Consider the following 21132-nt stretch of genomic DNA (forward strand, 5'->3'; position numbering starts at 1 on the left):
GCTCTCGGCTCGTCTCAGTCGGGTCGAACGTTGACGGTGAACAGGTCGCCAGGCTGACAATCCAGCACCTGGCACAGTGCGATGAGCGTGGAGTATCTGATGGCTTTGGCGCGGTTGTTCTTGAGCACCGACAAGTTGGCCAAAGACACGTCGACGAGTTTCGACAACTCGGTAAGTGTCAGCCCCCTCTGCGTCAGCAGTGAGTCAAGATGACAGACGACGTGCAGTGATTCGAATTCCTCGACCATCAGACCAACCCCTCAAGTTCTTCCTGGGCTGCTCGGCCGGACATAAAGCACCGACGAAGGAGTTCAACGCCACCGAGGACCCCCAGGACCAGGAATGCCTGCATGGTGGTGATGCCAGCGTTGACCTCCTTAGTGATGTCGAGGTCGCGGGCTACCATGTTGCTGCCCAGCAGCATGGTGATGAAGTAGAGAAGCCACCCCATTGCGACGACCCATTCGAGTGCATACAGCGCTTTGATCGACCGCGCTGTGAAGGGAGTTCCGGCCGCGATGTCCCTGATGACGGGCACAATAGCAACTGCGCCCGCAAAGAACGTGAGGATGAACGCAATCTTGGCTATGAGCAGAAGCACCAGTGTCGCGACTGCCAATTCGGACGTTGAGACCGTAATCTGGGTCAATCCGCTCAGTGTCGCGGCAGCCGACGGGAAGTCAAGCGCTGCCACCCCATTGGATTCGAAGCGCAGTGGCACTTTAATTTCTGAGTGGACAAAATCCCCGATCAGTTCGGTGACGGCGTAGACGACATAGAATCCGATCGCCAGCCCGACCCAGAGTTCGTAGCCTGTGCCGAATGCCTTGCGCTTAGCCTCTCTGCCCCTGGACTTCGCGCCGCCCTTGAGATTGTCAGTGACCGTACCGTCGGGCTCCTCAGGCAGTTCGCCCTGTCCTTTGTCCTGCGTCATGGTTCCGCCTATCCTCTTCGGCGAATCCCTGCGGGCCCTCAGAATGTGACCCTGATCCACCATCTCGACTCACGATTGCTTATCGTTACTCGATATATCGATAAACAACATATTTCACGATAATCGATATGGCGTCAAGGGTGCAGACAGGAAGACCGCTAATGGAAGGAGACGATCTCTGGCAACAGAAGACGTACGGCAGGGATGGTGCTGTGGAGCCGGATCAGTCCATTTCGCGGCGACCGGAGAAGGCACGGCCGAGTGTGACTTCATCCGCGTATTCGAGGTCACCGCCGACGGGTAGTCCCGAGGCCAGCCGCGTCACGGTCACACCCAGTGAGTTGAGCAGCCGCACGAGGTAGGTGGCTGTGGCTTCGCCCTCGAGGTTGGGGTCGGTGGCGATGACGCATTCCTTGACTTCGCCGTTCTGCAGACGCGGCATCAGTTCCTTGATGCGCAGGTTGTCGGGGCCGACTCCCGCCATGGGGTCGATCGCGCCGCCGAGGACGTGATAGAGGCCCCTGTACTCGCGGGTGCGTTCGATGGCGACAACGTCCTTCGGTTCCTCGACGACGCAGATCATCGAACGATCACGACGCGGGTCCTGGCAGACGGTGCACTCTGTCTCCTCAGAGACGTTGCCGCAGATGTCGCAGAAGCGCACGCGCTTCTTCACATCGGTCAGAGCCTGAGCCAGGGCGCTGACATCGGCCGATTCGGACTGGAGTATGTGGAACGCCAGCCGTTGCGCAGACTTCGGGCCGATGCCCGGAAGCTTGCCGAACTCCTCGACCAGGTCCTGCAGGGCACCTTCGTAAACCGCGCTCATACTTCTCTTTCATCAATGATTTCGCCGCCGAGGACTCGTGCGATCACGGCCACGCCGATCTGTGGAGCCTCCGAGACGTCGAGGTCCGCCTCCGGATCATATTCGTCTTCGGCGGCACCGGAACTCTGGGGTTGAGCATCCGCGTTGGCGTCAGTCCCGGAGTGTCCGTTAAACGAACCGTTCGCATTCTGCGGGTACCCGCTCTCCCCCGACGCAACCGGAGGCTGTGGAGTACTGCCGCCGTGTTTCTCGGCAAGAGCAGCGAAACGGGACTTGAAAGGCTTCGAACCCCCGTGTCCCTGCGGCCGTGCAGCCTGCGACGGTGGTGCATGAGGCTGTGACTGCGCGGATGGCTGTGCCGCAGAATCCGACAGTCCCATATCTGCATCCGCGTAGTCACCGAGGAAGTCGAGATCATCGTCCTCCGGTGGAGGCACAACCGGTGCCCCGACCTCCACTGCACCCGAACCCGCACTCGTGGCCCCGTCGCTTGGATCGGTCGGCTGAGCTGCGCGGTCTGGGGAATCACCAAGGTTCGGTGCCCCATCGCTCGGGTCGTCGTTTAACCCATCGTGCCAGGTCGGCTCCTCCCACCGCGGCTGCACATACTCCATCGGCGCATCCTGGTCCGAATGCGAGACAGCGGGCGTTTGCGACGCGGTGTGCGTTTGGGGCGCGGCAGCCCCTGGGCCCTCCGGTGCCGAGTGTTCATCGGACACGTAGCCGGAGGGACTACTGAAGAAGTCATCGTCAGAGAGATCGGGCACGACGATATCCGAGTCCGGGGCTGACTCATCCGAGCCTGATTCGTCCGATGTGGACTTGCCTGCCGCTGTAGTTTCAGCGCCTGATTCGTCAGCCCCTGGTGCCAGTGGAGCCGACGCCTCTGGCACTGGATCAGCGGACGCCGCTGGCTCCTCGGGCATGGACGGCTGGTCGGCCGTAAGGGCATCACTGTCCGAGGCCGAAGGGTCGGCCGCCGTGAACTCTTGGGCCGAAGTGGGCCCGCTTGCCGGTGCGGAGTCAGTCGGTGACTGTGGTGCTTCGTGTGTCGCCGGCTGTTCTCCCTCCTCGTCGTCATCGGACCAGGGGCCCTGAGGAGAGCCACTGGTCTCCCAGAACTTCTCATGATCCACCTGTGGCTTGTCGACCTCGCGAGTACCGACGACCGCGGCCACTTCCTGTGGGCTGGGTCGTCTCTGCGAAGGTGCTGGCCCCCGATTGTTGGTCTCGTTCATCGGCGGTGCCGAGGCACCCTTGCCGCTAGTCCCGCCACCGGCGTCCGACTGATTCGAGTTCCCGCCGATACGGCCGACATCGCCGATGTCGATGCGTGCCTGAATGCCGAGAACATCGTTGATCGCCATCGCGAGCTTCGCCGCGTGATCTCTCTGCTGGAAGCCCTGAACCGAACCAGCGTTGTTGAACCCGAGGTAGACAACACCATCGGAGTACGACTGAGGAATCGCATTCGCAGCAATGATCGCTCTGGTCAGGCGGCTGCGTTTCTCGACCGCGGCAAGGATACTCGGCCAGGCCCGTCGAATCGCTTCGATTTCGCCACCGATGTTGCCCGCACCGGCCACAGCGACATTCTCCGGGACAGAATCTGCTTCCGGAGTTGTTTCTGAAGACGGCGCACTCGTCTCCTGCTCACGCTGGGGCTGAGGCGTTCGTGCCTGTGCAATCGGAGGCTGAGAAACCTGACTCTCCGGTTCCGGTGTCTGACTCTCCGGCTCCGGAGCCTGATTCGTCTGTGCCCGGGGCCGAGAAGTCTGCTCCTGGGGAGCAGTCTCGGCCGCGGGCTGTTCACGAGGCTGTTCCACGGGCTGCTCCCGAGGTTCTTCCTCGGGCAGCGACGACTGGGTCTCCTGAGGACTGTCGGCAAGACTCGAGGTCGGTGTCTCGTTGAGCATGGATTCCGCAGCGACAGCCATCTCGGCAAGATCATCGAAATCATCGCGCGGTGCCGGACTAGAGGACTGCTGCGCAGGAGTCTGACCCGGCGCTGGCCGCCCCTGACTCTGCGCTGGCCCCGCCGAACCCGGCTGTGCTGCAGCGTTCTGCCCTGCACCGTGTGGGGCAGCTCCGGCTTGTGAGACGCCAGCTGTCTGTGGTGCGGCTTCTCGCTGCTGGACACCGGCATCCGTCTGGGCAGCGTCCGCCTGCGGGGCAGGAGGAATATTCGCTGCCGTTCCCGATGCGGACATGCCGATCCGGCGCTCCATCCGCTCGACACGACTGAGCACGGCGTCACGGCTGCGACCTGACCCGGGCAGAAGAATACGTGCACAGATGAGCTCGAGCTGCAGCCTCGGCGAGGTTGCACCAGACATTTCGGTCAGGCCCTGGTTGAGCAGGTCCGCCGCACGAGAGAGCTCGCCCTGACCGAAGCCTCTGGCCTGCAGAGTCAGTCGTTCGAGACGGTCGGGAGGGACCTCCGGCAGGAAGGCATGAGCCGCCTCGGGGGCAGCGTTGATGACGATGAGGTCACGCACGCGCTCGAGGAGATCCTCGACGAAGCGACGCGGATCCTGTCCCGATTCGATGACTCGCTCGACAGCACGGTACACACCGCCGCCGTCGCCGGCGGAGAAGGCGTCGACGATGTCGCTGAGCAGAGAGTCAGGGGTGTAGCCCAACAGTGCGATGGCTCCGGCGTAGTCGACCCCGTCGGGGCCCGAACCTGCTATGAGCTGGTCGAGCACGGACAACGTGTCACGCACGGATCCGCCACCGGCTCGGACGACGAGCGGCAGCACACCCTTAGCGACCTGCACGCCTTCACGGCTGCACAGATCTTCCATGTAGTTGCCCAGAGCCTCGGGCGGGACCAACCGGAACGGGTAGTGATGAGTCCGTGAGCGAATCGTGCCGATGACCTTCTCAGGCTCGGTCGTCGCGAAGATGAACTTGATGTGAGGCGGCGGTTCCTCAACGATCTTGAGCAGAGCGTTGAAGCCCTGCGAGGTCACCATATGGGCCTCATCGAGGATAAAGACCTTGTACCGATCACGCGCCGGGGCATAGATTGCACGCTCACGCAGGTCACGAGCATCGTCGACACCGTTGTGGCTGGCCGCGTCGATCTCTACGACGTCGAGGGATCCGGGGCCGCCGTTGGCCAGATCTTCACAGCTCGGGCACTCACCGCAGGGCACGGGAGTCGGCCCCTTGGCACAGTTGAGGCACCTCGCCAGGATCCGTGCCGAGGTGGTCTTGCCACAGCCACGGGGGCCGGAGAACAAGTAGGCATGGTTGATGCGGCCACGTTCGATCGCGGCCTTCAGCGGATCGGTCACATGCTCTTGACCGATGACCTCATCGAAGGTCTCTGGGCGGTATCTTCTGTACAGTGCGGTGGACACATGCACAGCCTAATGCCAACGGCTGACACGACACACGCGCCCGCTCCTCAGAGCCATGGTGACCTTCAGCCCGATGCCGGGGCATTGCGCCCTCCAGTCCGTGATCAAGAGGAATTCTTCGTTGTGAGCGGCAGTGTGAATCGGGCACGATAGAGGCTATGAGCCACTCCGCCCCCGATTCCCCTGACAATGACCCTGCCGAAACCGATCCTGCGAAGACCTACCGCATCGGACACAAAGAGCGCGACGATGCGATCGAAGTCCTACGCGAAGCCGCCGGGGACGGCCGGATCACGGTTGAAGAGCTGGACGAGCGCATGGAGAAGGTTCAGGCCGCACGCTTTCCGATCGACCTCGACGAGGTCCTCTCCGACCTCACCACCAACCTGCCCTCCGATCGCTTCCGCCCCGGCTCCTCCCTGACCAGATCGACTCCAGCGGACCGGGCCATGGCGGCAGGAGAGCCCCTGGTCATCAAGGCCGGCTGGGAACCAGAGCTGCGCCGCGCCAAATGGCAGGTCCCACCCTCCATTCGCTGCCACCCGACAGGATCGAACATCGAGCTGAACTTCCTCGAAGTTGAGACCGACCTCGAGGTCATCGATGTCGAAATCGTTGCAGGCATGGGATCCGTGATCGTTGTCATTCCCAATGACTGGGCCGTCAACGTCGACAATCTGTCCAAATCCTGGGGCTCGGTGAAATCCGTGGTCAACGCGATTCCAGAGGGCCGCAAACCCACCGTCGAAGTCAGCGGTTCGATCGGCATGGGGTCCTTCCGTGCCCGCTTCGCGAACTTCCTCGACCGCCGTCGGATGGCCAAGTAATGGAACCCGGCCTCGCAGCAGTCATCTTCCTGACCCTGACCATAATCGTGGTCTTCAGCGCGGGTGCATTCCTCGTCTACCGGGTGATGAATCGCCCCGGCACACACATCGGCTCTCGCCTGCCCAAAGAGGACCCCACCGCCGAGGCGAGACCTGAGGACGACTCAGACCCGCACCAGAGCCCTTGAAATCCGGATCGACCCGTGTTCGACTCATATCATGGTCGATGTCCAGATCACCCGCATCCAGCCCGACGATGTCGACGGGCTCACGCGTTGGCATGCGCTCATGCGCGAGGCCTATAACGGGGACCGCACCGCCGCCTGGTGGCAGAGCCTCGAGTCGACCCTCACCCAGTTCGCCCACCCACGCTCGGACAAGTCCGACATCGCATTCCTGGCCCACCTCGGCGAGGAGGCCATCGGCGGTGCCGAGATCAACATCGTCACCGATGCTCCCGCCGATGTCGAGATCGGGGTTCTGCCTGCCCACCGGCGCCAAGGTCATGGAACCTCGATTGCCCGAGTCGTCAAGGACCTGCTGCGAGGACGCACGAAACTCGTCCAAACCGAAACCTACTGCCCGGAAGGCGTCGCCTTCGCCCAAACTTTGGGCCTGAGCATCGGTATCCAGGAAAATCGACTCCTGCTTGATCTGCCGGACTACCTGCGTGACGATGCTAACCGCTACAAGAACCCGGATGAGACGCCGGGACTGGTGAGGGCCCCTGATCCAAACTTGTCGATCACTTCGTGGATCGGCGGCTGCCCGGAGGAGGTGGTCGAGGATTGGGCGCGGCTGCGTCAGCAGATGGACGAGGACGTGCCCGTCGGTGACCTTACCCGCACGCTCAAACATGCCGGGGCGAGCGCCATCCGCACGCATGAGGAGCGGATGGCGGACCAGGGCTGGATCTTGGTCAGCTCGATTGCACACGTCGACGATGACTCCGACGCTCCAGTCCCTGTCGGCTACACAGAGATCATGGTCTCCCGCCACGACACCGACATCGTCATCCAGGAGGACACCCTGGTCGACCGCGAATACCGTGGTCGCGGCATCGGACGCGGGCTCAAGGTCGCGAACATGCGCCAACTCCACGAAATACCGGAAGTTGCCGAAGCCTCATGGGTCCAGACCTACACGGCCACAAGCAATTCGCCGATGCACTCACTCAACCGAGATCTCGGCTTCTACACCGCAGACTCCATGACCGCGCTCGAAGGGCGAGTCGACTAAACTGTGCAGTGAAAGCCCCGGCTATCGAAGCGAAGCAGGCACCTGTGTCAGACATCCTCATCACCGCCCTGGTGTTCATCATCGTCATCCTCATCACGGTGATCGTCGTTCGCCGACGCGCGGCAAGTCGCCGCAGATTCGAAGAGGACGCAGCACGCTCACGCCCTCGCGACCCGTTCGCCTCGGAAGAACACCGGCGGAGCTCCGGAGACGATCACGGCCGGACATGACAATCCCTCGGGATGCTCCCGAGGGATTGAAATTCGCGAAGTCTGAGGTGCTCGCTGTCTCAGGCTCCCAGCAGACCTGCGAGTCCGGCGAAGCCTGCAATGGACAGACCGAGCAGTCCGCCGAGGGCTGCCAACGAGATGAAGACGATGCCGAGGATGAATCCCCATTTGCCCATCTCGTTGTCGGCGAAGCCTGCGTCACGTGAGTTCTTGCGTGCCATGTGGCCGGTGATGATGCCGATGATGGGCCCGAGGAAGTTGAAGCCGAGGAACGTCGAAAGGGTGGCGACCAGAGAGATGATGCCCAGGACCTTGCCCGGGTCTTCCTCGGCCCGGGAACGGTAGGACTGCGGCGCTTGCGGCTGAGCTCCTGTGCCGTAGTTCTGATTCGGATCGTAGTAGCCCTGACTTCCGATGTTCGAGGTGTAGTCGGGGTTCGACATGTAGTCGGGGTTCGACATGTAGTCGGGGTTCGACGTGTATTCAGGGTTCGGAGTGTAGCCGGAGTTCGGGGTGGGGTTCATTTCTCTGCCTCTGCTTGAGCCTGTGCTGTTGGTACCAGCCTAGGAACCCTCGGCAGCAGAGTGAATGATAAAAACCGTCCAGCTGTTCGGGGGTTTTCCCCCGCTTCGCTTGGTGCCGCACCAGCAACCGCAGCCGACCCAGCAACCGCTCATTTCACGTCGACGAGGGCATGCTTCTCACGCCCCATGAGGTAGAGCAGAATCTCCACGGGTTCACCGGTGATGGTGATTCCACTGGCATTGCCCTCGGTTCCTCTGGCCGGTTTTCCTGCGCTGTGCCGGCCGAAGCCGGGGCCGACTATCGTGACGCGTCCCTTCGCTTTCGCCGCGAATGGCAGGAGCGCGGTTCGACACGCGGTCCACACCGCACGGTTCTCCGGCAGGGACAGCCGACGTGGGATCCACTCGATCTCCGCGCGGCGGATGTCTTCATGGTGGACCACATATTCGGCGGTGTTCATCACGGATTCGACGCCGGGCCACCTCCCCGGGGTCCACCGCGGCGGGGATGCAACCAGACCCAGCAGACGCGAATACGGCATCGCGGCGTAGGCCTGTTCCTGTTCTTTTAACTTGCCCTCGAACTTCGACATGAAGATGCCGAGAGCGGCAGCGGGATGGCGTTCGCGGATCACGAGGTGTGTGGCCAGGTCACGTGTCGTCCAGCCCTCACACAGGGTCGGGGCATCTTCACCGGCCCTGTTGGCTGTATCGACGAGGCGGAGGCGTTCGGTTCGCGCAAGGTTGCTCATAGGGTGAGCTTGTCACCTCCGCCTTGGATTCCTCTGAGTGCCCAGTCCTGCACGAAGTCGGCGACGCGGGAGGTGGAGCGGTAGTCGGCGAGCTCATCGCCCCTGGTGGGGCCGTCGGTGACGATGACGACCGGCTTCGCCTCCTTCGCCGCCGCCCGAACGAAACGCAGTCCGGAGAGCACCGCGAGTGAGGATCCGAGCACTACGATTCCACGCGCCCCTTCGCAGATCCTGTTCGCTTCCTGCAACCTTGCCGGTGGCACAGAGTCGCCGAAGTACACGACATCGGGTTTGAGGACTCCGCCGCATTGGGGACAGTCAGCCACAACGAAGTCCTGGGTCTCCTCCAGTTCCACGTCGCCATCGGGGGCAGTCTCGACATCGATCGGATCGATGCCCACGAGTTTAGCGAAGTCGGGATTGAGTTCGCTGAGCTTCGACTGCAGCCAGTCTCGGTCGAACATGTGTCCTTCCTTGAGGCAGATGACGCGATTGAGGCTTCCGTGCAGGTCGATGACCCGGCTCTTGCTGCCCTTTTCGGAAGCTGCGGCCTGGTGGAGTCCGTCGACGTTCTGCGTGACGATTCCGGCGACGGGCAGCGACGCGAGCCCCAGGTGCGCCGCATTCGGCTGGGCAGAGCGCATGCGCGGCCATCCCACCCAGGAGCGCGCCCAGTAGCGGGCCCGCTGATCCGGATGAGACATGAAGGTCTGAATCGTCATCGGCTGCCGGGGCACGGCATCGGGGCCCCGGTAGTCGGGCACTCCCGAGTCGGTGCTCATCCCGGCTCCCGTCAGAACCGCCCACTCGGTGGTATCGATTCCCTCGCCGACGCCTGCGGCGGCACCCGTGCGTCCTCCGGTGAGAACGTCGATGATCTCCTCATCACGGTGGCTGGCCGCGGGCCGCGTCCGCCCTCGGAGTGGATCAAAGATGACTGCCACGAATCCTCCCTCGTCGAAGCGCTGCAGGGTTAGTCTGGTCCCATGGTCAGCATATTGCTCGTTCATCATTCTCCGTCACAGGCAACATCTGAAATCGCCGAGGCGGCTCTGTCCGGACTGCGCATGCAGGAGTTGGGTCCCGTCGACGTCACAATCCGTCCCGCCCTGGAGGCGACGGTCGACGATGTGCTCGCCGCCGATGGGATCGTCCTGGGTACGACCGCGAACTTCGGCTACATCTCCGGCGCACTCAAACACTTCTTCGACACAACCTATGACGCGGTCAGGGAACCGACCGCGGGTCGCCCCTTCTCCTACTGGATCCACGGCGGCTTTGACACCACCGGGGCAGAGACCGCGATGAAGCAGATCACCACGGGGCTGGGCTGGAAGCTGGCCTTCGACCCTCTCATCGTCACCGGAACGGTCGCCGACGAACACCTGTCCAGCGCCACGGAGCTCGCAGCCACCGTCGCTGCCACCGCCGCCTCCTGAAACTCTTTCGCGAACTTACTTTCCAATCTAGAAAGTACTTGCTATCCTGTAACTACTTCCACATGGAGGTCGCCCGCACAGCGGTGAGGATTTCAACAAAGGAGTTGTCATGAGCACGCCCACCCCGCAGCAAGCCGAGGAACTTCTCTCACAGGTCGAATCGAATCAGAGACAGGCACGGTCCAAGGACGCCTGGCCGCTGGTCACAATGCTCTTCGTCTTCAGTGCCGCCATCTCCGTCGGGCTAGTCGCCGTCGGACTCATCGAGGACAACACAACTCAGCTGATCATCCTCGGAGCAGGCGGTGCGTGGCTGATACCGGCCATGATCGTCTATCTCACTAAGGCTCTGAGCTGGAGCCGCCGCTCGACCTTCTTGCTCTTCACCTGGCTGCCGCTGACCTTCGCTGCGTATCTGGTCGCGCTCATGGCCGACTCGTTCGATCCCGGCTCGTGGGTCCCCTTCGCCGCCGCCAGCTTCATCTGGGTCATCTCGCCCATCATGGCGCTCGTCGGCCTGCGCCGCTGACCGCCGACGATACGGGCAGCAACTACCAGACAAGACGAGGTATCAGAATGAACCCGAAACAGAACTCTCCCGATGCCCCCTACTCCGCCGCGGATCCGTGGCCCGATGAATCACACGAACCGATCCCCCACCTCGGCGAATCACTGGCACGGATAGAATCCGATCTGGGAAATCCGACGCGACTCGGAATCGTCGCGAGCCTGAAGAATCGAGACAAAGCGGAATTCAAGCTCCTCCGCGAGTCCCTCGGTGTTTCTGACTCAGTGCTCTCGCGACACATCTCTGCCCTTGAGAAGGCCGGCCTGATCAACGTCAGCAAAGGCTACGTCGGAAAACGACCACGCACCTGGGTGTCGATCACGAGCGAAGGCTCCAAACGCCTTGACGCCCACCTCCAGGCTCTGCGTGAAATCGCTGGGGCCGGGGCTGACCTGCAGTGACCGTGCAGACTTTCCCCGATAGCATGGAGAAAACCGATGCAAGGAGGCGTCCATGGCCAGCAGCAGCACCACCTCGTCGAACAGCGGACTCGAGTTCCGCGAACTGCACGAAGTATCCGAACTCATCAGGACCGGGCGTCTGAGCTCCAGAGATGCCACCGAGGCCATGTTCGACCGGATCGCTGAACTCGACCCCCATCTCCTCTCTTACGTCACCCTGATGCGGGAATCAGCACTGGCCGCCGCCGACGACCTCGATGCGCGCCTGGCTCGCGGAGACTGGCTGGGACCGCTGCACGGCGTGCCTCTGGCGATCAAAGACCTCGCCTACACCCACGACGCACCCACCGGTGCCGGCACCACGATCCACGCCGACTTCCAGCCTGACTACGATGCCACCGTCGTGGCCAGACTGCGAGCTGCCGGGGCAGTGATCCTCGGGAAGCTGCGACTCACCGAGGGTGCCTTCACCGGACACCATCCCGATCTGCCGACCCCGGTCAACCCGTGGGAGCCGAACACCTGGTCAGGTGTCTCGTCGAGCGGTTCGGGCGTCGCCACCGCCGCCGGCCTCTGCTTCGGCTCGCTGGGTTCGGACACGGGCGGATCGATCCGGCTGCCCTCCTCGGCGAATGGAGTCACCGGACTCAAACCCACCTGGGGCAGGGTCTCGCGCAATGGCATCTTCGGATTGGCGCCGAGCCTCGACCACATCGGCCCGATGACCCGCAGCGCACGCGATGCCGCCATCATCTTGGAAGCCATCGCCGGACACGACCCGAACGACCCGACCTCTGCCCTCGAGCCGGTCCCCCGCTACAGCCATCAGCTCACGCTCGAGCGCACCCCGGTCGTCGGCTTCGACCGTGAGCTGGCCGCCGAACATTTCGATGCCGTAACCAATGAGATGCTCGAATCCACCATTGAGGTGCTCATCGACCTCGGTTGGCGCGTCCTCGACGTGCGCACCCCCGACCTGCCCGCGGCAGCACAGGAATGGTCTGCCCTGTGCGGAGTCGAGACCGCCGGTGTTCACGCGGAGAACTACCCTTCGAGGTCAGCGGAATATGGGCCCGATCTGGCTGGACTCATCGAAATCGGGCGCGGACTCAGTGCCGTCGACTATCACGAGCTGCTCGAATCTCGGCAAGCATTCACCGGTCGCATGCGCGCACTCATGGCCGACATCGATCTGCTGCTGCTCCCGGGCATCGGGGCCGCCTCACCGACGATCACACAGATGGAGAACCTCGGCTCGGACGCGGAGCTGTTTTCCGCGGTGACGATCCCCACGGCACCGATCGACAACTGTGGGATGCCCTCAATCACTCTGCCCGCAGGATTCTCCGAGCGGGGCACCCCGCTGGCCGCTCAGTTCGTCGCCGGAGACTTCAGGGAGGGCCTGCTGCTGGCCGCGGGACACACGTTCCAGCAGGCCACCGATTTCCACCGCCGGCACCCTCACATCGTGGCTGTCTGATCGAGCTCAGGTCGCCTGCCTGCGAGCCACGATCTCGGTGATCCAGGTCGGCGCAAAAGGAGAGGTGCAGTTCGGCGGCGTCGGATAGTCCTTGAGGACGCCGAGGCGATTGCCGATGGCGGTGGCGCGGGGCCGCAGCTCCTGGTTCTCGATGCCGATATAGGACAGGGTCTCGTTCATCGCCCATTGCAGGCGCTCCGCAGCACCGAGCATCTGCGCCTCAATGATGTCAAGAAGTCCTACCAGGTCGAGGCCCTCGGGTGATCTGTTCACGCGTTCGCTCGTCAGTGCCCATCCGGCTGAGGCCACAACCGGGTCGGGGTCGTCCATCCAGGCCAGACGCAGCTCCTCGGCGTGCTTCGACTTCCTGACGATGTAGTTGACCAGCCAGCCGTGCACCTTCGGTCTTCGGGCCTCGCGCAGCATGGAATCGAGCTGGGACGCTTCATAGCTGCGCGGGCGCATGATGAGAATCGCGACGAGACGGGCGGCAGTGTCGCCGGTGGCCCACAGCTCAACGGCGAGGTCATCGTTCTTCTTCAGATCCTTCGCCACGGCCCGCAGCTTGCTGAGATTCACCCCGTGGTCGTCACCGTGCTTCTCGTTGATGGCACGCGCCTTGGGATCCTCCATCGCTGCCAGTGTCTCCATGACGCTGTGTACGTCTGCTTCAACCATGGGCTCAGATTACCGTGCATTCATGCGGGCAGCCTGACGAATGAGATGCTCGCGTTCAGCGAGATTGTTCGCCTTGCCGGCGGCCTTGGCGTAAAGCTTCGCCGCCGCCTCGAACTCTCCTGACCGCTCTCGCAGATGTGCTTCGACCGCGAAGTACCGAGGCAGGCCATCATCGAGTCTGCGCAGTTCTGCCAGGCCGGCCACCGGGCCGTCCGCCTCGCCGATCGCGACGGCACGGTTGAGTGCTGCGATTGGACTGTCGCAAAGCTTCAGGAGCTCGTCATACCATTCGACGATCTGCGGCCAATCGGTGTCCTCGACGCGCTGCGCATCGGCGTGGAGTGCGGCAATGGCCGCCTGGACCTGGAATTCGCCGAGGTCTTCGCGGGCGAGCGCGGCCTGCAGCATGACGATGCCCTCGGCGATCAGGTCGGTGTCCCACAGGGATCGGTCCTGCTCGACCAGGGTGATCAGCCCACCATCGGCGGTGAACCGGGCTTCCCGGCGGGCATGGTGGATGAGCATGAGCGCCAGCAGCCCGGACACCTCGGGATGGTCGATCGAGGCGGCGAGCACCCGGGTGAGACGGATGGCCTCCGCCGCGAGGTCGACATCGCCGGAGTAGCCCTCGTTGAACACCAGGTAGAGGACTCTGAGGACGTCAGAGACGGTGCCGGGGCGGTTGAGTCTGCGCCCGGACAGTGTGCGTTTGGCCCGGGAGATGCGCTGAGCCATCGTGGCTTCGGGCACCAGATAGGCCTCTGCGATCTGCCGGGTCGTCAGCCCACCGACGGCCCGCAGGGTCAGTGCCACCGCCGAGGCTGGGCTGAGGTCCGGATGTGCACATAGGAAATAGAGGTCCACGGTGTCATCGGCCGAGGTGGTCCTCGGTTCTGTGGACAAGGCGAAGGCTTGTTCCTCCCGCGTGGCCCGGGAAGACTCCGCACGGACCCGGTCAAGAAACTTTCGCCAAGCGACCGTGATCAGCCACCCCTTCATATCCCTGGGTTCGTTCTCCGGCCAGGTGCGAAACGCTTCGATCAGGGCATCCTGAACGGCATCCTCGGCGGTGGCGAAGTCTGCTCCCCTCCGCTCGAGGGTGCCGATCACGATGGGAACGAGGTCCCTCACCCCATTCATGCGGTGGTGGACGGCGTCACGCCCATGAACGGACGGAGCTCGAGCCACTCCCGGATCGGTTCACCACCGGCACCCGGTGCGGCCGAGAGTTCACCGGCCAGTGCGAGCGCCCGGTCGTAGGAGTCGACGTCGATGACCATCCATCCGGCGATCAGGTCCTTGGTCTCCGGGAAAGGACCGTCGGTGACCGGTGGCTTACCGTCTACGTCGAATCGGACGAAGGTGCCTTCGGGTGACAGGGCCTGGGAGTCGACGAATTCACCGGTCTCCTTCAGCCTGTCCGCGAAGTCATTCATGTACTGGATGTGCGCATCGACTTCGTCCGGCGACCACTGATCCATCGGGGTGTACTGCATGTACTCGGGCGCCATCTTGTAATGCTTGAGCATCAGGTACTTGGCCATGATCTTCTCCTCTTATCAATTGCTCGTCGCGAACTTCGCTGACATCCCTGGGACGGAGCCGCATGCGCATTCTCGACATCCTCGGCGAGATATCTTTCGATTCTTCCACGTATGGGTGCAAATCGACCGTTGTAGCCGACCTGCAACATGAGTCTCCGAATGCGAACACAAGCACGCCCACCGCGGCGGATTCCGTTGACAGAGTGGACTCATACACACCGCCTCACTTCATCAGGAGATCACCATGAAGACCACAAAGATCATTCGGTCCATCACCATCGCCGGCGCCTTCGCAGCTGCACTGTCATTGTCAGCCTGTGATATGAGCATCTCATTCGGACCACCGGATCAGGAGCAGACGCAGGAGAGCGAAGGGGTTGCAGCGAATCCCGAGGAGTCCGAGACGGACCAGCCTGAGTCGGATGATGCTGCGACCGAGGACTCCCCCGATTCTTCGTCAAGTCAGAGCTCATCTTCGAGTGACGACAACGCCACCTCGTCCTCCGATTCGGACTCGACTACAGGTTCGGACTCATCGTCATCATCGTCAGGGACCTCCACCTCGGCGGGTGAGGGCTCATCGAGATCAGGCGGAGAACATGCGGGCGCCAATGACCCCGGGTTCGAAATCGATGAGAACGGCAACGGCACCATCCCCGCATCTCTGCTGGAGAAGGACATCAAGAAGGCGTACGCGAAGCAGGGTACGACCGTCGACGAGGTCGAATGCCTCAATGACCTGATGATCATCTCCCAGAAGGGTTCGGTCTCCTGCAACGTCACCGCCTACGGTGAGAAGCGCTACGGCACGGTCAAGGTCACCTCGGTCTCGGGCAACTACGTCGGATACTCACTCGACTTCCCCAGCTTCGACTGAGCATGGCCGTGATCGGCACTTCTGGCGTCGGCCGGCCCCGTGGAACAGCTCGCGTGGCTGAACTCAGGAATACTGCCACCGGGTCGCTGTGTTCCCCCCTATGACACCGACGAACGGCACCTCAGGCTGACTGGGCGTATATGACCACGTCAGTCCGACGATGACGAGTCGGATCCGGCAACCGATTAGGAGCAAGCATCATGGCAATCTCAGACAAGAAGGTCGCATTCCTCCTCACCCGCGGAGTCGAGCAGGTCGAGCTCACCAGCCCCCGCGGAGCACTCGACGAAGCAGGGGCCACAACGGTCATCGTCTCGCCCTCGGAGGGCACACTCCAGGCGATGAACGGCGACTGGGACCATGCCGACGAGTTCACCGTCGACGTCCCCGTCTCGCAGGCCAAGGTTGAGGACTTCGATGCACTCGTCCTCCCGGGCGGCACTCTCAACGCGGATGCTCTGCGCCTCGATGAGGACGCGGTGGCACTTGTGAAGGCGTTCTTCGCAGCCGATAAGCCGGTGGCCGCGATCTGCCACGCACCGTGGATCCTCGCCGAGGCGGATGTGGCCAAGGGGCGGAAGCTGACCTCATTCGTCGCGACGAAGACCGACTTGATCAATGCTGGGGCAAAGTGGGAAGACTCCGAGGTTGTCATCGACGGCAACCTCATCACCTCGCGCAACCCCGGAGACCTCGACGCCTTCAACTCGGCCATCGCAAACGCGCTGAGCTGATGAGGGGTTAGCGGCATAAATGTGTGTACAGGATAGGCCCCTTCCCCAGTAAACAGTAAGGCAAGACAGGGTTAAACATGCTCTGGAAGCATGTTCAGTGTCTCTTCCTAGGAATCAACCCAGGTGTGGTGTATGCACCAGCAAGCTCGTGAAGAACGGAAAGACGAGCGCCGGACGTACCCGATGGCGATGCAAACACTGCGGGGCCTCCACTACGAAGTCGCGCACCGACATCACCCGCAAAGCCGAATTTGATGCCTTCCAGCACTGGCTGGCTGGCACCCAAGCACAGGGTGGATACACCATCCCCAGGCGCACGTTCCGCCACCGAATCCGCTGGTGTTGGAACGTCGCGCCCGCCCTGACGCCCACGGGGGAAGTCCACGACCAGATCATGCTCGACGGCACCTATTTCAACGGCTGGTGCGTCCTCATCGCCTTTACCGGCAGGCATGTCATCAACTGGCAATACACCGACGCAGAGAAACGCGCGTCCTGGACTGCTCTCCTCGAGCACATCCCGGCACCGAAAGCCGCGATCGTCGATGGCAACGGACCACTACAGACGATCGTGAAGAAGCTCTGGCCCACGACCCGCATTCAACGTTGCTTCTTCCATATCCGCCAGCGCGGCAACACCCATTTGACCCGGAACCCGACCCTGCCGGCGAATAAGGAACTCCTCGCCCTCTACAAGGCCCTCATGGACGTTCGCGCCCTCGACAAGGCCGCGGCCTGGACCGCAGCGTTTGCCTCCTGGGAAGCGAAATGGCAGTCGTTTCTCAAGCACCGTACCTACGCTGAAAAGTCAACGATCAGGCCCGCTCATGTGAGTCCGAATCAGCAGTGGTGGTACACACACATCCGAACCCGCAGAGCATGGAAACTCCTCGCCAATCTCATCCGCGATGACGAACTCTTCACCTGGCTGAAACTCGCCGAAGACGGTGTGATCATCTCCCGCACGACGAACCCGCTGGAAGGTGGTCCGAACAAGGCGATCAAGGATTTGCTTCGGGCTCACAGAGGCCTGAGCGCGCCCCACGCCGTCACGGCGATCACGTGGTTGCTCTATCACCGCACCGAACATCCCAAAGACGCCTGGCAGTTCGTGAAGCCAGCTGATTGGGCTGAACCGAATAAACGTCGAATCCCGCCGAGGACAGACACTGGAAGGTCGGAGACGAATGCGCTTTACGGGACGTCATTCAGCGTCGAGGACGGGACTGGAATCCGGAAAGGGTGGGGCGGACGATCAGGGTGAAATCCAGATCCAACACGCTGGCCCCATACACACATTCTTGCCGCTAACCCCTGATGAGCGGGGTCAGGTCCATGTGCCTGTGAACAGAGACGAAGAAGGCTCCCATCCGATTTCTCGGGTGGGAGCCTTCTTCTCACTGCGGAGGATAGGGGATTCGAACCCCTGAGGGCGTTAACCCAACCCGCGTTCCAGGCGAGCGCCATAGGCCACTAGGCGAATCCTCCGCGAGCCAGCCTATCCGAGTCATGTCGACAATGCGAAATCCTGACCATCGAGTGTGAACCATCGCACAAAGCGTCGGTGAAACCTCGACGACCTCGGCACGCTCAGCCACCTCGGCTCAGGCACGGATCGCGTCGATGATGCGCACCTTCGTGGCGACGATAGCGGGGATCAACCCGGCAAGAGCGCCTACGCCGATCGAGACCAGCATGCCTGCTATGACCGCCGTGAACGGCACTTGAGGTGAGCTCACGGCATCGAACATGAGCTCAGATACGAACGGTGCTTTGAGCACGAGAACTGCGATGAGAACACCCACGGCTCCGGCGATGGTCGTGGCCACAACACTTTCCATCATGACGGAGAAGAAGATCCGCCGGCTGGTCGCACCGAATGATCTGCGGATGCCGATCTCTCTGATTCTCTGCTGGATCGTGACCAAGGAGATGTTGAGAAGTCCGAGCATGCCCATGAAGAGGATGAGAACACTGATCACCAGCAGGACGTTCTGCACCGGTCCCAAAGTCTCATCCATGCCCGATGCGAAGTCGGTTCTGTCTGCGGAGACGTCAAAATCGGGCAGCTGCCGTTTGAGATCGGCCTTCGCCTGTTTGCTCAGCTCTTTGCCCTCGTCCGGTGGAAGCCACATCTCGAACTCTGTTGCAGCCTCTACGTCAGTGCTGACGTTGCCTTCCTGCCCGTTGAGCACGTAGAGACTTCCGTATTCGTCATACCCCGCAGATCCAGCCGCGCCGACCGAGCCTATGACCGTGCCAGTTGACTCAGTCTCACCGGGCAGCGTGATCGTGGCCGGAAGACTGGCTGGATCGAGTCCATACTCGTAAAGAAAATTCTCGTCTGCCACGATGGCCGGCGACAAGTTGTTCTTGTCTGCCTCAGTGAACCACCGCCCATGTTCGACCTTGAGTCTGCGCATGTCATCAAAGGCCGGATCAACAACGTACATCGTTGCGTTGACCTTGCCCGCCGGGCCCGATATCGATGTGTCGATCTGCCCGAAGGCTGACACATGACTGATGCCGAATCGTTCGGTGGTGCTTTTGAGTGCAGCATCGACCCTTTCGACCTCGGACTCGCCCATTTCCGATTCAATGGGCTGGAAACTGAAGGTGTAGGTCGAGTCACGGCCTGCCTGCTGCTCGAATTCGTCAGCCAGCCCCTTCTCCATCATGTCACCGAACCCAACCACCAACGTCAGGGCACAGACCGCAACCCCGACTCCGATCAGGGACATGAGGACACGCACTTTGTGGACGCGCAGCTCTTGCCACGCTTCGACGATTGATGCCGCAAGACCAGTCATCATGACCGTCCACCTGCCAAAGCCTCGGCGGTCACTCCGTCGACGATCGGATTCAGCTCACCCTGACTGAGTGAGAACTGCCGAGATGCCATGTTTGCGATTGCCAGATCGTGGGTGATGGTGATGAGCGCAGCCCCGGAATCCTTGGTGATGCCGTCGAGGATCTCCATGACATGCACTCCCGTATCGACGTCGAGGGCGCCTGTCGGTTCGTCTGCAAGTACGAGTCTGGGTTCGCGCACGAGTGATCGGGCGATCGCGACCCGCTGCTGTTCACCACCGGAGAGTCGGTTCGGTTTCATATTCATGCGGTCTCCTAGGCCGAGCCTGCCCAACATCTCCTCTGCGATCTTTCTCCGATATCTGAACTCCCGGCAGGTGCCGTACATGAGCGGAGCTTCAACGTTTTCGACTGCGGTGCGCCCGGGCAGAAGATTGAATTGCTGGAAGACGAACCCGATATCTCGTCCTCTGAAAGCGGCCGCGCGATTTCGGGAAATATTCTGTACTGGGGTCCCGGCGAATTCCATGTCGCCGGTCGTCGGTGCATCGAGGAGACCGAGGATATTCAACAGTGTCGATTTTCCGGTTCCCGAGCGACCGACGATGCCGATGTGCTCCCCACTGTCCACTTCAAGATTGATGTCGGTGAGAATCGTGAGAACCTGGCCTGCGGCAATGGGTACCGACCGGGACACATGTCGCAGAGACAGCAAGGTCGAGGCCGTCGTCTCCGTGGGACTCACTGCTCGCCACCTTCGATGTCCGAAGTATCTTCGAACTCGCCGTCCATCTCGCCATACATGTCTTCGTCCATCTCGTCGTCCTCGGGTTCGGTTCCCGGTACGAACTCCTCGATCTCCTCACCTTCTTTGAGACCCGACTTCACCTCAACCATGGAACCGTCGTTGAGCCCGAGACGTACACTGCGTTCCTCCGGTTCACCATCGTCTCCTGTGACCCACACCGTTCCCGTGCCAGTGAGGCCGCGCACGGCAGTGACCGGCGCGATGATGACGTCGCTGACGGCTCCCGCCTCTACCGTCATGGTCAGATCCAGGCTGTTGTACACCGTGACATCCTTGGGGACTTTGCAGATCAGCTGAGGGCCAGTCCCCGATCCCGCTTCCGGATCTTCGTCCGCGGCAGGCTCCTCGGCAGGGGGTTCACCGGATTCGCCATCATCGGCAGCGTCTTCACCGCCAGCTTTCGATGCCGCACCTGTGCCCGCGCCCTGATCAAGGCGCAGATTCTCGCAGTCGAAAGGCTCGGGACCATCGGCGATGGTGATGTTCGCGGTCCTCGGGAGCTTCGGGATGCGATAGAGATCAACCGCTTCGATCGGTGCCCTGGCGGTGAAGGTATTCTTCAGCAGCTCGGTCACCTGGGTGTCCGACGAGACCTGGTCGTTCTTCTCGACTGCGAAGTCGCCCACGGTCCCATCGGCTTCTGCCGTGACCGTGTGATATTTCGGCTTCGCGGGCTCCTGCCCTTCATCATACTGAGAATCCTCCGGGGCATCGGTATCGGAATCGCTGTCCGAAGACGCCGGAGGCTGCTCCTCGTCTGCCTCTTCGCTCCTGACCTGGAAAAGCTCGGCGCCTTCGAACACTTCATCTCCGGGTTGCGCGAAGAAGTGATTGACTTTGCCCTCATGAGCGGCCTTGACCGCGGTCGGCTCGTCGACGTTGATCGCGCCCTTGGCTTCAATGCTGTTGGAGATGTCCCCGCGTTCTGCGGTGATGATCGAACCAGCGGATTCACCTGTTGCTTCGACACCGTCGAACCCGTCGTCAGCGTCCGGTTTGAAGGCGATCCATCCCAGCAGTGCGGCGATGACCACGAAGACGAGGAGGAAGGCGAGGGGCAGAATGACGCGACGGAAGATGTGCATGTTT

Annotated in this window: 24 protein-coding genes and 1 tRNA gene; 11 read left to right on the top strand and 14 right to left on the bottom strand. The window is 62.0% G+C overall.

The genetic code is table 11. The annotated features are described in order from the left end of the window. Positions 1-14: 14 nt before the first annotated feature. From BSP239C_RS05595 to BSP239C_RS05610, 4 genes are all read right to left on the bottom strand, one after another. Positions 15-248: a helix-turn-helix transcriptional regulator gene (locus BSP239C_RS05595; RefSeq protein WP_101570748.1), complete on the bottom strand. Its 234-nt coding sequence runs from the start codon at positions 246-248 to the stop codon at positions 15-17. Next, on the bottom strand, positions 248-934 hold the full coding sequence (locus BSP239C_RS05600) for a DUF2975 domain-containing protein (protein ID WP_180958933.1): 687 nt from the start codon (positions 932-934) through the stop codon (positions 248-250). The genes BSP239C_RS05595 and BSP239C_RS05600 overlap by 1 nt, the downstream gene beginning before the upstream one ends. 223 nt (positions 935-1157) lie before the next feature. Beyond that, positions 1158-1763 carry a recombination mediator RecR gene (gene recR, locus BSP239C_RS05605; protein WP_101570751.1) on the bottom strand — a complete coding sequence of 202 codons (606 nt, stop codon included), beginning with the start codon at positions 1761-1763 and terminating at the stop codon, positions 1158-1160. Continuing rightward, positions 1760-5131: a DNA polymerase III subunit gamma and tau gene (locus BSP239C_RS05610; RefSeq protein WP_101570753.1), complete on the bottom strand. Its 3372-nt coding sequence runs from the start codon at positions 5129-5131 to the stop codon at positions 1760-1762. The genes recR and BSP239C_RS05610 overlap by 4 nt, the downstream gene beginning before the upstream one ends. Before the next feature lie 158 nt (positions 5132-5289). Here BSP239C_RS05610 and BSP239C_RS05615 point away from each other — a divergent pair, with 158 nt between their 5' ends. From BSP239C_RS05615 to BSP239C_RS05630, 4 genes are read left to right on the top strand one after another with little or no spacing between them, the layout of a single operon-like run. Continuing rightward, the gene (locus BSP239C_RS05615) at positions 5290-5958 is read left to right on the top strand and encodes a DUF1707 domain-containing protein (protein ID WP_101570755.1); all 669 of its coding nucleotides are present in this window, start codon (positions 5290-5292) and stop codon (positions 5956-5958) included. Continuing rightward, positions 5958-6146, top strand: coding sequence for a hypothetical protein (locus BSP239C_RS05620; protein ID WP_101570757.1), 189 nt, complete (start codon positions 5958-5960; stop codon positions 6144-6146). The genes BSP239C_RS05615 and BSP239C_RS05620 overlap by 1 nt, the downstream gene beginning before the upstream one ends. Before the next feature lie 31 nt (positions 6147-6177). Next, positions 6178-7197, top strand: coding sequence for a GNAT family N-acetyltransferase (locus tag BSP239C_RS05625; RefSeq protein ID WP_101570759.1), 1020 nt, complete (start codon positions 6178-6180; stop codon positions 7195-7197). 44 nt (positions 7198-7241) lie between these two features. Next, positions 7242-7427, top strand: coding sequence for a hypothetical protein (locus tag BSP239C_RS05630; protein WP_219618846.1), 186 nt, complete (start codon positions 7242-7244; stop codon positions 7425-7427). Positions 7428-7486: 59 nt separating this feature from the next. Here BSP239C_RS05630 and BSP239C_RS05635 read toward each other — a convergent pair whose 3' ends face one another. From BSP239C_RS05635 to BSP239C_RS05645, 3 genes are all read right to left on the bottom strand, one after another. Then, positions 7487-7951 carry a DUF4190 domain-containing protein gene (locus BSP239C_RS05635; protein ID WP_101570762.1) on the bottom strand — a complete coding sequence of 155 codons (465 nt, stop codon included), beginning with the start codon at positions 7949-7951 and terminating at the stop codon, positions 7487-7489. Between the two features lie 149 nt (positions 7952-8100). After that, on the bottom strand, positions 8101-8703 hold the full coding sequence (locus BSP239C_RS05640; protein WP_101570763.1) for a TIGR03085 family metal-binding protein: 603 nt from the start codon (positions 8701-8703) through the stop codon (positions 8101-8103). Next, entirely contained in the window at positions 8700-9647 is a 948-nt protein-coding gene (locus tag BSP239C_RS05645) for a Sir2 family NAD-dependent protein deacetylase (protein ID WP_101570937.1), read from the bottom strand. The genes BSP239C_RS05640 and BSP239C_RS05645 overlap by 4 nt, the downstream gene beginning before the upstream one ends. Positions 9648-9689: 42 nt before the next feature. Between BSP239C_RS05645 and BSP239C_RS05650 the strand changes: the two genes are divergently transcribed. The 4 genes from BSP239C_RS05650 to BSP239C_RS05665 all read left to right on the top strand — a co-directional run bounded on the left by BSP239C_RS05650 (position 9690) and on the right by BSP239C_RS05665 (position 12591). After that, positions 9690-10142 carry a flavodoxin family protein gene (locus tag BSP239C_RS05650; protein WP_101570764.1) on the top strand — a complete coding sequence of 151 codons (453 nt, stop codon included), beginning with the start codon at positions 9690-9692 and terminating at the stop codon, positions 10140-10142. 109 nt (positions 10143-10251) lie between these two features. Then, positions 10252-10671, top strand: a complete 420-nt coding sequence (locus BSP239C_RS05655) for a hypothetical protein (RefSeq protein WP_101570766.1) — start codon at positions 10252-10254, stop codon at positions 10669-10671. Between the two features lie 47 nt (positions 10672-10718). Continuing rightward, positions 10719-11111: a transcriptional regulator gene (locus tag BSP239C_RS05660; protein ID WP_101570770.1), complete on the top strand. Its 393-nt coding sequence runs from the start codon at positions 10719-10721 to the stop codon at positions 11109-11111. A 52-nt stretch (positions 11112-11163) separates the two neighbouring features. Beyond that, on the top strand, positions 11164-12591 hold the full coding sequence (locus BSP239C_RS05665; RefSeq protein WP_101570772.1) for an amidase: 1428 nt from the start codon (positions 11164-11166) through the stop codon (positions 12589-12591). Positions 12592-12597: 6 nt separating this feature from the next. Here the strand turns inward: BSP239C_RS05665 and BSP239C_RS05670 are convergent, their stop codons facing one another. The 3 genes from BSP239C_RS05670 to BSP239C_RS05680 are packed head-to-tail and all read right to left on the bottom strand — an operon-like array spanning position 12598 to position 14813. Next, positions 12598-13269 carry a DNA alkylation repair protein gene (locus BSP239C_RS05670; protein ID WP_101570774.1) on the bottom strand — a complete coding sequence of 224 codons (672 nt, stop codon included), beginning with the start codon at positions 13267-13269 and terminating at the stop codon, positions 12598-12600. A 9-nt stretch (positions 13270-13278) separates the two neighbouring features. After that, on the bottom strand, positions 13279-14409 hold the full coding sequence (locus BSP239C_RS05675) for an RNA polymerase sigma factor (RefSeq protein WP_101570775.1): 1131 nt from the start codon (positions 14407-14409) through the stop codon (positions 13279-13281). Continuing rightward, positions 14406-14813: a YciI family protein gene (locus BSP239C_RS05680; RefSeq protein WP_101570777.1), complete on the bottom strand. Its 408-nt coding sequence runs from the start codon at positions 14811-14813 to the stop codon at positions 14406-14408. Before BSP239C_RS05680 ends, BSP239C_RS05675 begins: the two co-directional genes overlap by 4 nt. 244 nt (positions 14814-15057) lie before the next feature. On the opposite strand from BSP239C_RS05680, the gene BSP239C_RS05685 reads away from it, so the two are divergent. The 3 genes from BSP239C_RS05685 to BSP239C_RS05695 all read left to right on the top strand — a co-directional run bounded on the left by BSP239C_RS05685 (position 15058) and on the right by BSP239C_RS05695 (position 17688). Beyond that, the gene (locus tag BSP239C_RS05685; protein ID WP_101570779.1) at positions 15058-15690 is read left to right on the top strand and encodes a hypothetical protein; all 633 of its coding nucleotides are present in this window, start codon (positions 15058-15060) and stop codon (positions 15688-15690) included. Between the two features lie 200 nt (positions 15691-15890). Further along, the gene (locus BSP239C_RS05690) at positions 15891-16424 is read left to right on the top strand and encodes a type 1 glutamine amidotransferase domain-containing protein (RefSeq protein WP_101570781.1); all 534 of its coding nucleotides are present in this window, start codon (positions 15891-15893) and stop codon (positions 16422-16424) included. Positions 16425-16521: 97 nt separating this feature from the next. Beyond that, a complete protein-coding gene (locus BSP239C_RS05695; RefSeq protein ID WP_257930095.1) occupies positions 16522-17688 on the top strand; it encodes an IS1249 family transposase in 1167 nt (388 codons plus the stop codon). Between the two features lie 139 nt (positions 17689-17827). Here BSP239C_RS05695 and BSP239C_RS05700 read toward each other — a convergent pair. From BSP239C_RS05700 to BSP239C_RS05715, 4 genes are all read right to left on the bottom strand, one after another. Continuing rightward, positions 17828-17912, bottom strand: a tRNA-Ser gene (locus BSP239C_RS05700). Between the two features lie 116 nt (positions 17913-18028). Next, entirely contained in the window at positions 18029-19237 is a 1209-nt protein-coding gene (locus BSP239C_RS05705) for an ABC transporter permease (RefSeq protein WP_101570785.1), read from the bottom strand. Then, the gene (locus BSP239C_RS05710; RefSeq protein ID WP_257930096.1) at positions 19234-19980 is read right to left on the bottom strand and encodes an ABC transporter ATP-binding protein; all 747 of its coding nucleotides are present in this window, start codon (positions 19978-19980) and stop codon (positions 19234-19236) included. The genes BSP239C_RS05705 and BSP239C_RS05710 overlap by 4 nt, the downstream gene beginning before the upstream one ends. Next, entirely contained in the window at positions 19977-21128 is a 1152-nt protein-coding gene (locus BSP239C_RS05715; protein WP_101570787.1) for a hypothetical protein, read from the bottom strand. The genes BSP239C_RS05710 and BSP239C_RS05715 overlap by 4 nt, the downstream gene beginning before the upstream one ends. Positions 21129-21132 lie beyond the last annotated feature (4 nt).

Source organism: Brevibacterium sp. 239c, from assembly GCF_900169365.1.
Classification (GTDB): Bacteria; Actinomycetota; Actinomycetes; order Actinomycetales; family Brevibacteriaceae; genus Brevibacterium.